This window comes from Dietzia sp. B19 (assembly GCF_014145155.1).
In the GTDB taxonomy this organism is placed as follows: domain Bacteria; phylum Actinomycetota; class Actinomycetes; order Mycobacteriales; family Mycobacteriaceae; genus Dietzia; species Dietzia natronolimnaea.
This window is the reverse complement of record NZ_JAALED010000061.1, coordinates 1-13,202: the sequence shown is the minus strand read 5'-3', so window position 1 is coordinate 13,202 and position 13,202 is coordinate 1. Positions and strand designations below refer to the sequence as shown.

The window sequence follows — 13,202 nt, the reverse complement described above, 5'->3', positions numbered from 1 at the left end:
TGGCGGGTCGAGCCGGTCAACGCGGTCGCCTCCCTCTACAGCTCGACGCCGCTGCGGGCCGACGCCGGCATCCTCATGATCGGCGAGCGCACCAACGCCAACGGGTCCAAGCGGTTCCGGGACGCGATGCTCGCCGCCGACTGGGACACCTGCATGGACATCGCCAAGGAACAGATGCGGGACGGGGCGCAGATGATCGACCTCTGCGTGGACTACGTCGGCCGGGACGGCTCGGGGGACATGGCCGAGTTGGCCGGACGGCTGTCGACCTCCTCGACCCTGCCGATCATGCTCGACTCGACCGAACCCGAGGTCATCCGGACGGGCCTGGAGCACCTCGGCGGACGGTGCACGGTCAACTCGGTCAACTACGAGGACGGGGCCGGACCGGACTCGCGATTCCAGAGGATCATGGAACTGGTCTCGCGCCACGGCGCCGCGGTGGTCGGGCTGGCCATCGACGAGGAGGGCCAGGCGCGCACGGCGGACCGCAAGGTCGAGATCGCGGAGCGGATCATCGCCGACCTCACGGAGAACTGGGGGATCGCCGAGGACGACATCATCATCGACTGCCTGACCTTCCCCATCTCCACCGGCCAGGAGGAGGTGCGACGGGACGGGATCGAGACCATCGAGGCCATTCGCAGGCTCACCCGATCGCACCCGAGAATCCACACCACGTTGGGACTGTCCAACATCTCGTTCGGCCTCAATCCCGCCGCGCGCCAGGTGCTCAACTCCGTGTTCCTGCACGAGTGCATCCAGGTCGGCCTGGACACCGCGATCGCGCACAGCTCCAAGATCCTGCCCATGAGCAAGATCGACGATCGCCAGCGGGAGGTCGCGCTCGACCTCGTCTACGACCGCCGCAAGGAGGGGTACGACCCGCTCCAGGTGTTCATGGAGCTCTTCGACGGTGTGTCCACCGCGAGCACCAAGGACGCGAGAGCGGCCGAGCTCGCCGCGATGCCGCTCATGGACCGCTTGTCGGCGCGGATCGTCGACGGCGAGCGCAAGGGCCTCGAAGCCGATCTCGACGCGGCGATGCAGGAGATCCCCCCGCTCGAGATCATCAACACCCACCTGCTCAGTGGCATGAAGACGGTCGGCGAACTGTTCGGTTCGGGCCAGATGCAGCTGCCGTTCGTCCTGCAGTCTGCCGAGACCATGAAGACCGCTGTCGCCCATCTGGAACCCCACATGGAGGCGAGCGACGAGGACGGCAAGGGCCGCATCGTCCTGGCGACGGTCAAGGGCGACGTCCACGACATCGGCAAGAACCTGGTGGACATCATCCTGTCCAACAACGGGTACGACGTGGTCAACATCGGCATCAAGCAGCCGATCGCGGACATCATCTCGGCGGCCCGGGAGCACAAGGCCGACGTGATCGGCATGTCCGGCCTCCTGGTCAAGTCCACCGTGGTGATGAAGGACAACCTCGCGGAGCTCAACTCCGAGGGCATCGCCGGCGACTTCCCGGTCCTGCTGGGTGGTGCCGCCCTGACGCGCGCCTACGTCGAGGTGGACCTCGCCGGGATGTACGAGGGCGACGTGTTCTACGCACGCGACGCGTTCGAGGGACTGCGCCTGATGGACGAGGTGATGACGGCCAAGCGGACCGGCGTCCCCATGTCCGAGTCCTCGGACGCGTCGGCCAAGGCCGCCGAACGGCGCGAGCGCCGGGCCCGCAGCGAGCGGATCGCCGCCAAACGGGCCGCCGAGGCCGAGCCCGTCGTCGTCCCGGCGAGGTCGGACGTCGCGGCGGACCAGCCGATCGCCACCCCGCCCTTCTGGGGCACGCGGATCGCCAAGGGCATCCCCGTCGCCGACTACGTCGGTCACCTCGACGAGCGTGCGCTGTTCTTCGGGCAGTGGGGACTTCGCGGGACGCGCAGCGGGGACGGCCCCGATTACGACGAGCTGGTCGCCACCGAGGGTCGGCCGCGCATGCGTTCATGGATCGACCGTCTTACCACCGAGAGGATCCTGGCCCACTCCGCTGTGGTCTACGGGTACTTCCCGGCCTACTCCGACGGCGAGGACATCTGTGTGCTGGCCGAGCCTCGTCCGGACGCGGAGGTGCTGCACCGGATCTCCTTCCCCCGCCAACAGCGGGGACGGTTCCTGAGCATCCCGGATTTCCTGGCCTCCAAGGAGCGTTGCGAGGCCGAGGGAACCGTCGACGTCCTGCCCTTCCAGCTCGTCACCATGGGGACCCCGATCGCGGACTTCGCCAACGAGCTGTTCGCGGCGGACAACTACCGCGACTACCTCGAGGTCCACGGCCTGTCGGTCCAGCTCACCGAGGCGCTGGCCGAGTTCTGGCACCGGCGGGTGCGCGACGAACTGCGCCTGCCCGAGGGCGCTGTCTCGGACGAGGACCCCGACACCATCCACGACTACTTCGACCTCAAGTACCGGGGAGCCCGCTACAGCTTCGGTTACGGCGCGTGCCCGGACCTGGAGTCCCGCAAGGTCGTGGTGGACCTGCTGGAGCCGGAGCGGATCGGCGTCGAACTCTCGGAGGAACTGCAGCTTCACCCCGAGCAGTCGACGGATGCGTTCGTGCTCTACCACCCGGAGGCCAAGTACTTCAACGTCTGACCAGGGCACCGCACTGCTAACACCTTGTGATGCCCGGTCGATGAACAGAGAGAGACCAACTCGGCGACAGTCCACCGAGAGCGCCGGCGAGGAGCCAGATATGACCACCTTCCGTCGATCAGCCGCCCTGACCTGTGTGGCGAGCCTTCTCGCCGGAGGGGCAGCCGTGGCACTCGCGCCTGCGGCCTCGGCCCAGGTGTGGCACCCCTCGCCGGCCTGGGACGTCCGTATGCCGTACCCGCTGGGCGGCGAGCACACCATTCGCTTCGGCGCCTTCACCACCTGCACGCTGGGCGGAGACGAGCGCTTCCACCAGGCACTGAGCGCGAACGCCAGGGACCTCGACCAGCCCGTCGGCTCGTTCGACTTCTCGGCAACCCTCTTCCCGTTCAACTCCGCCACCGTGGAGTGGCACAACATCGATACCGACGCGAGGGGCGTGCGCACGGTCCAGTCGACCGGACCCGAAGTGGGCGTCGGCGGGGTGTTCACCGGACACGGACGGCTGGCGGTCACCATCACCACCAGTAGGTCCGCCCTACCCACCTTCGCCCCCGGGTCGGTCGCACCGTTCGCCTCCGCAACCCACACCGAACGATTCCTCGTTCCTGCGGGGAACTGCCACTGAACGGCGGTTGACGGAGGAACCAACGGGGCCGGTCACGGTACCCCCGGTGGCCCGTTGTCCGGTAGACAGTAGCCCGTGACCAGCATTTCGTACTCCCGTCTCCCCGCCGCCGTGTGTCTCGACATGGACGGCACGCTCGTCGACACCGAGCGATTGTGGGACATCGCCGTCTACGAGCTCGCCGAGTACCTGGGCCGTCCGCTCGACGAGGCGACCCGCGAGCGGACCCTGGGCAACTCGCTCCCCGGGTTCTTCGCGATCCTGGGCGAGTACACCGGGCGCACCATCGAGGGCGCCGAGTTCGATCGACTGGCCCTCCGGCTCAACTCACGGGTCACCGAGCTGATGCGGTCCGATATGCGGTGGCGGCCGGGGGCCGAGGAGCTGCTGGAGGACCTCGCCTCGACTAACGCCCCGGTCGCCCTGGTGACCAACACGACCGCAGACGTCGCGGCGGTGCCGCTGGAGTTCATCGACCGTTCGCGGTTCGATGTGGTGGTGACGGGGTGCATGGTGGCCGACCCCAAGCCGGCACCCGACCCCTACCTGCTGGCGTGCTCGCGGCTCGGGGTCGAGGCCACCACCGCCGTCGCGGTCGAGGACTCGGTCACCGGCGCCACCTCGGCGGTCGCCGCGGGATGCCGGGTCCTGTACGTCCCGTCGACCGACGGACAACCGGACGTGGTCGGGGCACACACCCACCCGAGCCTCACGGGCGTGAACGCGTCCGGTCTCGTCGCCCTCACCTCGGGCACGCCCGTGGCTGCGGCTGTGGGACAATCGGGCGCGTGAAGACCTTCGACTCCCTGTTCGCCGAGCTGTCCGAGCGCATCGCCGCGCGACCCGAGGGCTCCGGCACCGTCGCCGCCTTCGACAAGGGCGTGCACCATCTGGGCAAGAAGGTCAACGAAGAGGCGGGCGAGGTGTGGATCGCCGCCGAGTACCAGTCGGATGAGGAACTGGCCGAGGAAATCTCGCAGCTCCTCTACTGGACCCAGGTCATGATGCTCAAGCGCGGACTCGGTCTCGAGGACGTCTACCGGCATCTCTGACCGCCACCCCGAGCACCCCTCCCGCACCGAATACTGGAGCCGCCATCATGCTGCGTGTCGCAGTGCCCAACAAGGGCGCCCTGTCCGAGTCCGCCTCCGAGATGCTGTCCGAGGCGGGGTACCGCCGGCGTACTGAGGGCAGTAAGGACCTCACGCTGATCGACCGTGAGAACGACGTCGAGTTCTTCTTCCTGCGACCCAAGGACATCGCCGTCTACGTGGGCTCGGGGCGACTCGAGCTCGGGATCACCGGCAGGGATCTGAGTATGGACTCGATGGCGGAGGTGGACGAGCTCCTCGACCTCGGCTTCGGACACTCCACCTTCCGCTACGCCGGCCCCTCCGGTGCCGGGTGGACCACGGACCGTCTGGCGGGGGCCCGAATCGCGACGTCGTACCCCAACATCGTCCGCCGCGACCTTGAGCAGCGGGGGATCGAGGCGGAGGTCATCCGGCTGGACGGCGCGGTGGAGATCTCCATCCAGCTCGGGGTGGCGGACTGCATCGCCGACGTGGTGGGTTCGGGTCGGACACTCAAGGTGCACGGTTTGGAGGCCTTCGGGGACGTCCTGTGCGACTCGATGGGCGTCCTGGTCGCGCGCGCCGGCGCCGAGACGACCCCTGCGATGGCACAGATGAGGGCCCGCCTGCAGGGCGTCGTGTTTGCCCAGCAGTACATGATGTTGGACTACGACTGCCCCAAGGAGCTCCTGGAGTCGGTCTCGGCCATCACCCCTGGCATCGAGTCACCCACCGTCTCCCCGATGGCCGACCCGGCTTGGGTGGCGGTGCGGTCGATGGTGCCGCGCAAGAAGGTCAACTCGATCATGGACGAGCTGGTCGCGGCCGGCGCCAAGGCGGTCATCGCCACGGACATCCGGTCCTGCCGCATGGGGTGACGCACTGCGGTCCCGGTGGTGCGGCGGTGCGCGGCACGCCTCGGCGCCCGATCGACTCAGACCCGTTCGACGAGCAGAGCCTGCAGCGTGTGCCCGATGGCGCCCACCTCGTCGTACAGGGTCCCGGACGTGGCCCCGACGCCGTCGGGGCCGATCGAGGCGGACGCGGTGACCCCGATCCACTCGCCGACGGGCCGCCGGTGCAGGTGGGTGACCAGATCGGTGTTGAGGAACCGCCATTCGTCGGGTTCGAGAACGGCCCCGACGCCGTTCGCGATGTCGGCCACCGACATGACCCGTTCCGCCGGAGTCATCTCCTCCCCGGAGACCAGGGGGAGGGTGGGACGGGCCCAGACGACCCCGTCGCCCGCACCGCGGATCTCCAGCGAGTCGATGTAGCCACTGGTCCACCGGTCGAAGAAGCCGCTGTCGCGATCCACCTCCGGGAGCTCGCGCGGACGGTCGGCCGACTGCTCGACCTCGGCGGTGTCGCCGACGGCCATCCGCCAGGCACTCGCCCGGGCGACGATGCGGCCCCCCGCTTCCAGTTCCGACTCCAGCAGCTGGATCCGGCGACCGGGCCGGACGACGCGGGCCCGGGTGCGGACCTCGCCCAGCGGCACCGGGCCCAGCAGGTCCACCGTGACGCGGGCGATCCTCGTAGTCTCCGTCCACTCGAGGCGATCCATGGCGCGGGTGAGGACGGCCGAGGGCGGAGACCCGTGCTGCAGATCCGGGCCCCAGGCGCTCACCGTGTGCGGGGTCGCCCGGAACACTTCCCAGCCGTCATCCGTGCCCAGCGGCTCGAAGTAGGCCTGCGTCATCATGTGCTCCTCGGTCCGGCGTGTCCCGCATCGGGCGTCCCCGGATCGAGAGGTATCACGCGACGCCCCGGCCATCCCGGGTACTCCGGCGGGGTACCCCCGAACGCCGGGCACAACGCCTGGTGGTTGCACCAGTCGCACAGCCGGGAGGTGCGCGGGGGGAAGATCCCGGTCTCACCCGCCCGCTCTATCTCCGCCCACAGTGAGTCGAGCTCGGTCTCGGTCTCCACGAGCGTGGCGAGATCGGGGGAGAGGGTCAGCCAGCTGCCGTTCCTGAGATAGATCAGCTTGAGTTGTGCCGGCATCACCCCGTGGATCTGCCGGTACATCAGGGCGTAGAACCGCATCTGGAACATCGCCTGAGTCTGGTAACGCGGATGTGGTGGCTTACCCGTCTTGTAGTCGACCACCCTGACCTCACCGGTCGGCGCCACGTCGACCCGGTCCAGGTACCCGTGGAGCGGGGTACCGGACGCGGTCGAGGTGACGAGGTACTGCTCACACGCGGCGGGGGAGAAGCGCCGGGGATCCTCGACACCGTAGAGCGCGGACACCAACGCGGCGACCTCCGTCTGGAACTCCGCCCGGGCGGAGAGCGGCACCACCTCGGCGCCGCCGCCGACCGCGTAGAAGTGCTCCACCGCGGCGGGGACCAGCTCCGCGGCGCGCTCCGGGGCGCGCTCCGACTGCTCCAGTGCGTACAGGTCCTCGAGCACCGAGTGGACGACGGTACCCAGGACCTGGGCGCGGGTCTTCGGTTCCGGGATCCTGTCGATCGCCTTGAGCCGGTAGAGCAGCGGGCACTGCCGGAAGTCCGCCGCCCGCGACGCCGACAACGCCAGGGGCCTGCGCTCCGGCGGGGGCACGCCCTCCGGATCGGCCGGGGAGGCCGGGGTACCACTGCCGCCGATTTCCAGGGGATCCGTCACACCTGGCAGGGTAGACAACCGGTCGGACAACCGGCCGCCGTCCCCTGGAGGTCCACTGTGCAGCGATCCGGCCCGTTCGTCATCGGCGACCGCGTCCAGCTCACCGACACCAAGGGACGCAAGTACACCGTCGTCCTGGTCGAGGGAGCCGAGTTCTTCACCCACCACGGCGCCGTCCGCCACGACGACCTGATCGGTACCCCGGAGGGGTCGATCGTCAGGTCGTCCGGGGATGCCGACTACCTGGCGCTACGTCCGCTGCTCACCGACTACGTCCTGTCGATGCCGCGCGGCGCCCAGGTCATCTACCCCAAGGACGCCGCACAGATCGTCCACGAGGGCGACGTGTTCCCCGGCGCACGGGTGCTCGAGGCGGGCGCGGGTTCCGGCGCCCTGACCTGTTCGCTGCTGCGTGCGGTGGGCCCCGGGGGCCGGGTGTTGTCGTACGAGATCCGCGAGGACCACGCCGAGCACGCCGAGCGCAACGTCCGGACCTTCTACGGCGAACACCCCGAGAACTGGGACCTGCGGGTCGCCGACCTGGCGGAGACGTCGGTCGAGGCCCTGGGCGGACAGGTCGACCGGGTGGTGCTGGACATGCTCGCGCCCTGGGAGTGCCTGCCCACGGTGAGCGACGTGCTGGTGCCCGGGGGGGTCCTGGTGGTGTACGTGGCCACCACCACCCAGATGTCGGACGTCGTGGAGGCGCTCCGGCGCCAGGAGTGCTGGACCGAACCCCGGGCGTGGGAGTCGATCAACCGCGGGTGGCACGTGGTGGGCCTGGCCGTCCGCCCCGAGCACCGCATCCAGGGCCACACCGCGTTCCTGGTCACCGCCCGTCGACTCGCGGAGGGCGTGACCACGCTCAAGCCCAGGCGCCGGGCCGGCAAGCACTGAGTTCGGCCCGAGGAGTCGCACTCACCCGCCCCTCACGCGGCCACTCACCCCGGCGATAGGGTGGAGGCGACGACGACGAGGGTGTCGTCCGAGAGTCGGAGGGCAGGTGATCGAGGTGACCGAGGGACGTTCCCCGGACGAGCGGGGCGGCGACAGCGTGACGCTGGACCGGGTCGAGCTCGCGCGGCTGCGCAGGGCGGTCGACGAGGGGGCCCGCACGGACCGCGAGAAGTCGGTCAAGATCGACGCCCTCGGCGCCCGCAACGTCAGGCTCGCCGAGCTCCTCAAGGACTCCCGTGATCAGCTGGAGGCCCTCAAGGGCGAGGTCGAGCGCCTCGGCACACCGCCCAGCACCTACGGGATCGTGCTGCAGGAACCGACGGACGCCGAGACCGCCGAGGTCATGGCCGCCGGTCGGCGGATGCGGCTCACTCTCGCGCCCGGGGTCGACGCCTCCGTCCTCTCGGCGGGGGCCACCGTCCGGCTCAACGAGGCCATGACCGTCATCGAGGCCTGCACCGGACTCCCGGTCACGGGCGTGACCGCCGTCTTCCGGGACGTCCTGGCCGACGGCGTGCGGGCCCGCGTGGTGATGGGCAACGACGAGGAGCACGTCGTGCATCTGGCGACCGGCCTGCGCGGCGGGCGGACCGCCGATCACCCGGCTCCGGTGCGCCCGGGCGACGCGGTCCTGGTGGACCCCAAGGCCGGCGTGGCGTTCGAGGTCGTGCCCAAGGCCGAGGTCGACGAGCTCCTGCTCGAGGAGATCCCGATGGTCGAGTACTCCGACATCGGCGGTCTCGGCCCCCAGATCGAGCAGATCCGTGACGCCATCGAACTGCCCTTCATCCATCACGACCTGTACCGCGAGTTCCATCTCTCCCCGCCCAAGGGCGTCCTCCTCTACGGCCCTCCCGGGTGCGGAAAGACCCTGATCGCCAAGGCGGTCGCGCACTCGCTGGCGCTGGCCTCCGCGAAGTCGCGCGGACAGGACGTCACCGACGGCCGGTACCCCAACTCGTACTTCCTCTCCATCAAGGGCCCGGAACTGCTCAACAAGTACGTGGGAGAGACCGAGCGACACATCCGGTCGATCTTCGAGCGGGCGCGGGAGAAGGCGACCGAGGGCAACCCGGTGATCGTCTTCTTCGACGAGATGGACTCGATCTTCCGCACCCGCGGGTCGGGCATCTCCTCGGACATGGAGACCACGATCGTCCCGCAGCTCCTCGCCGAGATCGACGGCGTGGAGGACCTGCGCAACGTCATCGTCATCGGTGCCTCCAACCGGGAGGACATGATCGACCCGGCGATCCTGCGACCGGGGCGTCTCGATCTCAAGATCCGCATCGACCGGCCGGACGCCGACGCCGCGGCCGACATCCTGGCCAAGTACATCACCCCCGACCTTCGTTTCGACCCGGACGAGGTCGGTTCGACCGATGGCGCCGAGCACGTCCGGGGTCTCATCTCGCGCATCGTCGACCGGCTCTACACCAGGGACGAGTCCACGACCTACGTCCATCTGGTCTACGCATCGGGCCGCCGGTCGTCCCTGTACCTCGCGGACCTGACCTCCGGGGCGATGCTGCGCAACATCGTGGACCGGGCCAAGAAGCTCGCGATCAAGGACATCGTGCACGGCACCGGGCAGGGTCTGACGACCGACGACTTCCTCGACGCCGTCGACGCGGAGTTCGCGGAGAACACCGACCTGCCCAACACCTCCAACCCGCAGGAGTGGGCGCGTCTGACGGGCGTCCGCGGTGAACGCGTGGTCGAGGTCACCGTCCCGAGCCGGGAGGACGACCGGTGACCCCGCCCGTCCGGACCACGTCCGGCGAGAGCATGCGTGGCCGGGTGATCGGGACCGAGATCGAGTTCGGGATAGTCGCGGTGGGCCAGCCGCTGCTCAGTTCGGTGGTCACCTCGACCCAGGTGGTCAAGGCCTACACCGACCCGGGCGAGGGTTCCGGGGCGACCGACGGGACCCGCTGGGACTACGGGTCCGAATCACCCCTCCGCGACGCCCGGGGGTTCGATCTCGGCTCCGCCCGCGCCTACGACCCCAGCGAGTTCGGGGTGACCAACCGGGTGCTGACCAACGGCGCACGCTTCTACGTCGACCACGCGCACCCCGAGTACTCGTCGCCCGAGGTCGACTCGCCGATCGACGCCGTGATCTGGGACAAGGCGGGGGAACGGATCATGCACCGGGCCGGCCACGAGTCGTCCGCCGTCGAGGGCAACGCCGAGCTCAAGCTCTACAAGAACAACGTCGACGGCAAGGGCGCGTCCTACGGCGCCCACGAGAACTACCTCGTGCGTCGCGACGTCGACTTCGACGCCCTGACGATGAGCCTGGCGCCGCATCTGCTCTCCCGCCAGGTGTACTGCGGGGCCGGTCGCGTCGGCCTCGGCCAGTCCGGAGAGGAGGCGGGTTTCCAGCTCTCCCAGCGTGCCGACTACATCGAGGTCCTCACCGGACTCGAGACCACACTGCGCCGCGGGATCATCAACACCCGCGACGAGCCGCACGCCCCGGATGAGACATGGCGGCGTCTCCACGTCATCATCGGCGACGCGACCATGTCCGAGCTGGCCACCTACCTCAAGATCGGCACCACCTGCCTCGTGCTCGACGCGATCGAGGCCGGAGTCGACTTTGCCGACCTGGTCCCGGTCGACCCGGTCGAGGCGGTGCACATCATCAGCCACGACCCGACCCTCACCGCCACCGTCGCCCTGCCCGACGGACGGGAGTTCACGGGGATCGCCCTCCAGCGGGAGATCCTCGGCCGCGTCTCCGCGTTCGTCGGGGACGGCACGGGGCGTCCCGGATGGGCCGTCGAGGTCCTGGCCGAGTGGCGGGAGATCCTCGACGCGCTCGAGCAGAACCCGATGTCATGCGCCGACCGGCTCGACTGGCCGGCCAAACTCCGGCTCCTGGAGGGGTTCCGGACACGGGACTCGCTGGGATGGGACCACGCGCGACTCGCCCTCATCGACGTCCAGTACCACGACATCGACCCCGACCGCGGACTCTACAACCGTCTCGTGAGCAAGGGGGCCATGCGCAGACTGGTCACCGAGGCACAGGTGGAGGCCGCGATCACGACCCCTCCCGAGTCCACGCGGGCCTGGGCCAGGGGTCGCTTCCTGGCCGAACTCGGCGACCGCATCCACGCCGCGGGATGGGATCACGTCGTCGTCGTCGATTCCCGCGGCGACCACCGTCACGTCGACCTGGCCGACCCGTACACGGGGACCCGGGCCCACTGCGACGCCCACCCGGATTTCCTCAGCCCCGACGGCCCGCCTGTCCACTGAGCACCCCGTCCACCCCGCCCACACCGACACAGGAGCAGCCCACACCATGTCCCAGATCCAGAAGAGCGCCGGCGGCGCAGGCGAGTCGGACGACGAGGCCGGGCAGGTCGCCAAGACCGCCCAGACCTCGTCCGCCGATTCCCTCCTCGACGAGATCGACGACATCCTCGAGACCAACGCCGAGGAGTTCGTGAAGTCCTACGTCCAGAAGGGCGGGCAGTAGACAGCCATGATCCGTCGCATCGTCGGGATCGAGACGGAGTTCGGGATCACCAGCGTCGGTGGCGAGGGCTCGCGATCGCTCGGGCCCGACGAGATCGCCCGGTACTTCTTCCGGCCCGTCGTCGAGCGGTGGCGCAGCTCGAACGTGTTCCTCGAGAACGGGTCCCGCCTCTACCTGGACGTCGGCTCCCATCCCGAGTACGCGACCGCGGAGTGCGACGGCCTAGAACAGATCGTGGCCCACGACAGGGCGGGGGAGCGGATCATCGACGATCTCGCCGTCCGTGCCGAGCAGTCGCTCGCGACCGAGGGGATCGATGCCAAGGTCTACCTGTTCAAGAACAACACCGATACGGTCGGGAACTCCTACGGGTCCCACGAGAACTACCTTCTTGACCGCTCGACCCAGGTCAGGAGCATGGCCACCACCCTGCTGCCGTTCCTGGTGAGCCGCCAGCTGATCTGCGGCGCGGGCAAGATCCTGCCCGGGACCCCGGCCGGGGTGGGCGTCGCCGAGGACGAGGGTCCGACATTCTGCTTCTCCCAGCGCGCCGAACACATGTGGGACGGCGTCTCGTCGGCCACCACGCGTTCGCGGCCGCTCATCAACACCCGTGACGAGCCGCACGCGGACTCGACCCGGTTCAGGCGGATGCACGTGATCGTGGGCGACTCCAACATGATCGAGACCACGACACTGCTCAAGATCGCCAGCACCCGGCTCGTGCTGGAGATGCTCGAGGCCGGCGTCGAGCTGCGTCCGATGGCGATCGCCCACCCGGTCCGCGCGATCAGGGAGATCAGCCGCGACCTCACCGGAACCCGGCCGGTCGGGCTCACCGACGGCACCACGATGACCGCCCTGGAGATCCAGCGGGAGTTCCTGGCCGCCGTCCACCGCCACCTCGCTCGCGGCGGGTGGGAGCGCGACGACCGCCCGGTCGTGGAGCGATGCGTGGCCCTGTGGGAACGGGTCCTCGACGCGGTCGAGTCCGGTGACCACGACGCGATCGCCGCGGACATCGACTGGGCCGCGAAGCTCCGGCTGATCCGACAGGTACAGGACCGGACCGGGGCCGACCTCGATCACCCCAGGCTCGCCCAGATCGACCTGACCTACCACGACATCCGACCGGGACGTGGGTTGCACTCGGTGCTCGAGCGCCGCGGCCTGGTCTCACGGGTCGTGGACGACCCCGAGATCGACAGGGCCCGGCACTCCGCGCCGGAGACCACCCGCGCGGCACTGCGAGGTCGATTCATCTCCGCGGCCGCCGGGGCCGGACGCGACTACACGGTGGACTGGGTGCATCTGAAGGTCGCCGACGGCACCCTGCCCACGGTCGCTCTCACCGACCCGTTCGCAGCGGAGGACCCGCGTGTCGACGACCTCATCGCCGCGCTCGGGCGATAGCGTCCTGCCCGTGTCCACCTCCAAGTCGCAACGACTGGTCAACCTCGTCATCTGCCTGCGGTCGACCAGCGCCTACCTGTCCGCGGGCGAGATCCGCAGGATGGTCCAGGGATACGACGACTGCGAGAACGAGGCCGCCTACCTGAGGATGTTCGAACGGGACAAGCGGGAACTCCGCGACGTCGGCGTCCCCCTCGAACAGGGAGCCTCACTCGCACCGGGGTCCCCGGCCGGGTACCGGATCCCCGCCCGGGGTTACGAGCTCCCGGAGATCACCCTCACCCCCGAACAGGCCGGCGTGTTGGCCGTGGCCTCGGAGGTCTGGCGCGAGGGGGAGCGGGCCGCACGGGCGGACGGCGCGCTGGCCAAGCTCACCGCCGCGGGTATCGACCCCGTCCAC

Annotated in this window: 12 protein-coding genes and 1 pseudogene; 11 read left to right on the top strand and 2 right to left on the bottom strand. The window is 69.4% G+C overall.

The features are described from left to right. The 5 genes from metH to hisG all read left to right on the top strand — a co-directional run. Positions 1–2,607: methionine synthase (gene metH / locus G6020_RS02545; RefSeq protein ID WP_241732536.1), on the top strand; the 2,607-nt coding region annotated here is incomplete at its 5' end. A 100-nt stretch (positions 2,608–2,707) separates the two neighbouring features. Next, positions 2,708–3,235, top strand: a complete 528-nt coding sequence (locus G6020_RS02540; RefSeq protein WP_182609558.1) for a hypothetical protein — start codon at positions 2,708–2,710, stop codon at positions 3,233–3,235. A 75-nt stretch (positions 3,236–3,310) separates the two neighbouring features. Beyond that, positions 3,311–4,027, top strand: coding sequence for an HAD family hydrolase (locus G6020_RS02535; RefSeq protein ID WP_179525272.1), 717 nt, complete (start codon positions 3,311–3,313; stop codon positions 4,025–4,027). Further along, positions 4,024–4,287 carry a phosphoribosyl-ATP diphosphatase gene (locus tag G6020_RS02530; RefSeq protein ID WP_179525271.1) on the top strand — a complete coding sequence of 88 codons (264 nt, stop codon included), beginning with the start codon at positions 4,024–4,026 and terminating at the stop codon, positions 4,285–4,287. The genes G6020_RS02535 and G6020_RS02530 overlap by 4 nt, the downstream gene beginning before the upstream one ends. Before the next feature lie 47 nt (positions 4,288–4,334). Continuing rightward, on the top strand, positions 4,335–5,186 hold the full coding sequence (gene hisG / locus G6020_RS02525) for an ATP phosphoribosyltransferase (RefSeq protein ID WP_179525270.1): 852 nt from the start codon (positions 4,335–4,337) through the stop codon (positions 5,184–5,186). A gap of 56 nt (positions 5,187–5,242) precedes the next feature. Here the strand turns inward: hisG and G6020_RS02520 are convergent, their stop codons facing one another. Together G6020_RS02520 and G6020_RS02515 are read right to left on the bottom strand one after the other, a co-directional pair. After that, positions 5,243–6,010 (bottom strand): thioesterase family protein, encoded by a 768-nt coding sequence (locus G6020_RS02520; protein WP_182609565.1) that lies wholly within the window; start codon positions 6,008–6,010, stop codon positions 5,243–5,245. Beyond that, positions 6,010–6,939 (bottom strand): PD-(D/E)XK nuclease family protein, encoded by a 930-nt coding sequence (locus G6020_RS02515; protein ID WP_182609557.1) that lies wholly within the window; start codon positions 6,937–6,939, stop codon positions 6,010–6,012. Before G6020_RS02515 ends, G6020_RS02520 begins: the two co-directional genes overlap by 1 nt. Positions 6,940–6,996: 57 nt before the next feature. Here G6020_RS02515 and G6020_RS02510 point away from each other — a divergent pair, with 57 nt between their 5' ends. From G6020_RS02510 to G6020_RS02485, 6 genes and pseudogenes are all read left to right on the top strand, one after another. Beyond that, entirely contained in the window at positions 6,997–7,836 is an 840-nt protein-coding gene (locus G6020_RS02510) for a tRNA (adenine-N1)-methyltransferase (RefSeq protein ID WP_179525267.1), read from the top strand. Positions 7,837–7,951: 115 nt separating this feature from the next. After that, positions 7,952–9,652 carry a proteasome ATPase gene (gene arc, locus G6020_RS02505; protein ID WP_182609556.1) on the top strand — a complete coding sequence of 567 codons (1,701 nt, stop codon included), beginning with the start codon at positions 7,952–7,954 and terminating at the stop codon, positions 9,650–9,652. Positions 9,653–9,684: 32 nt separating this feature from the next. Further along, complete coding sequence (dop, locus tag G6020_RS02500; RefSeq protein WP_182609564.1) at positions 9,685–11,166, top strand: depupylase/deamidase Dop; 1,482 nt, start codon at positions 9,685–9,687, stop codon at positions 11,164–11,166. A gap of 46 nt (positions 11,167–11,212) precedes the next feature. Continuing rightward, complete coding sequence (locus G6020_RS02495) at positions 11,213–11,389, top strand: ubiquitin-like protein Pup (protein ID WP_017836742.1); 177 nt, start codon at positions 11,213–11,215, stop codon at positions 11,387–11,389. A gap of 6 nt (positions 11,390–11,395) precedes the next feature. Next, on the top strand, positions 11,396–12,802 hold the full coding sequence (pafA, locus tag G6020_RS02490; protein ID WP_179525264.1) for a Pup--protein ligase: 1,407 nt from the start codon (positions 11,396–11,398) through the stop codon (positions 12,800–12,802). 10 nt (positions 12,803–12,812) lie between these two features. Beyond that, positions 12,813–13,202 (top strand): annotated as a pseudogene (locus G6020_RS02485) (WYL domain-containing protein); the annotation flags it as partial.

Excerpts from the sequence above, each read along its gene's own strand:
- G6020_RS02540 (WP_182609558.1), top strand. The coding sequence starts at position 2,708 with ATGACCACCTTCCGTCGATCAGCCGCCCTGACCTGTGTGGCGAGCCTT.
- hisG (WP_179525270.1), top strand. The coding sequence starts at position 4,335 with ATGCTGCGTGTCGCAGTGCCCAACAAGGGCGCCCTGTCCGAGTCCGCC.
- G6020_RS02520 (WP_182609565.1), bottom strand. The coding sequence starts at position 6,010 with ATGACGCAGGCCTACTTCGAGCCGCTGGGCACGGATGACGGCTGGGAA.
- dop (WP_182609564.1), top strand. The coding sequence starts at position 9,685 with ATGCGTGGCCGGGTGATCGGGACCGAGATCGAGTTCGGGATAGTCGCG.
- G6020_RS02495 (WP_017836742.1), top strand. The coding sequence starts at position 11,213 with ATGTCCCAGATCCAGAAGAGCGCCGGCGGCGCAGGCGAGTCGGACGAC.
- pafA (WP_179525264.1), top strand. The coding sequence starts at position 11,396 with ATGATCCGTCGCATCGTCGGGATCGAGACGGAGTTCGGGATCACCAGC.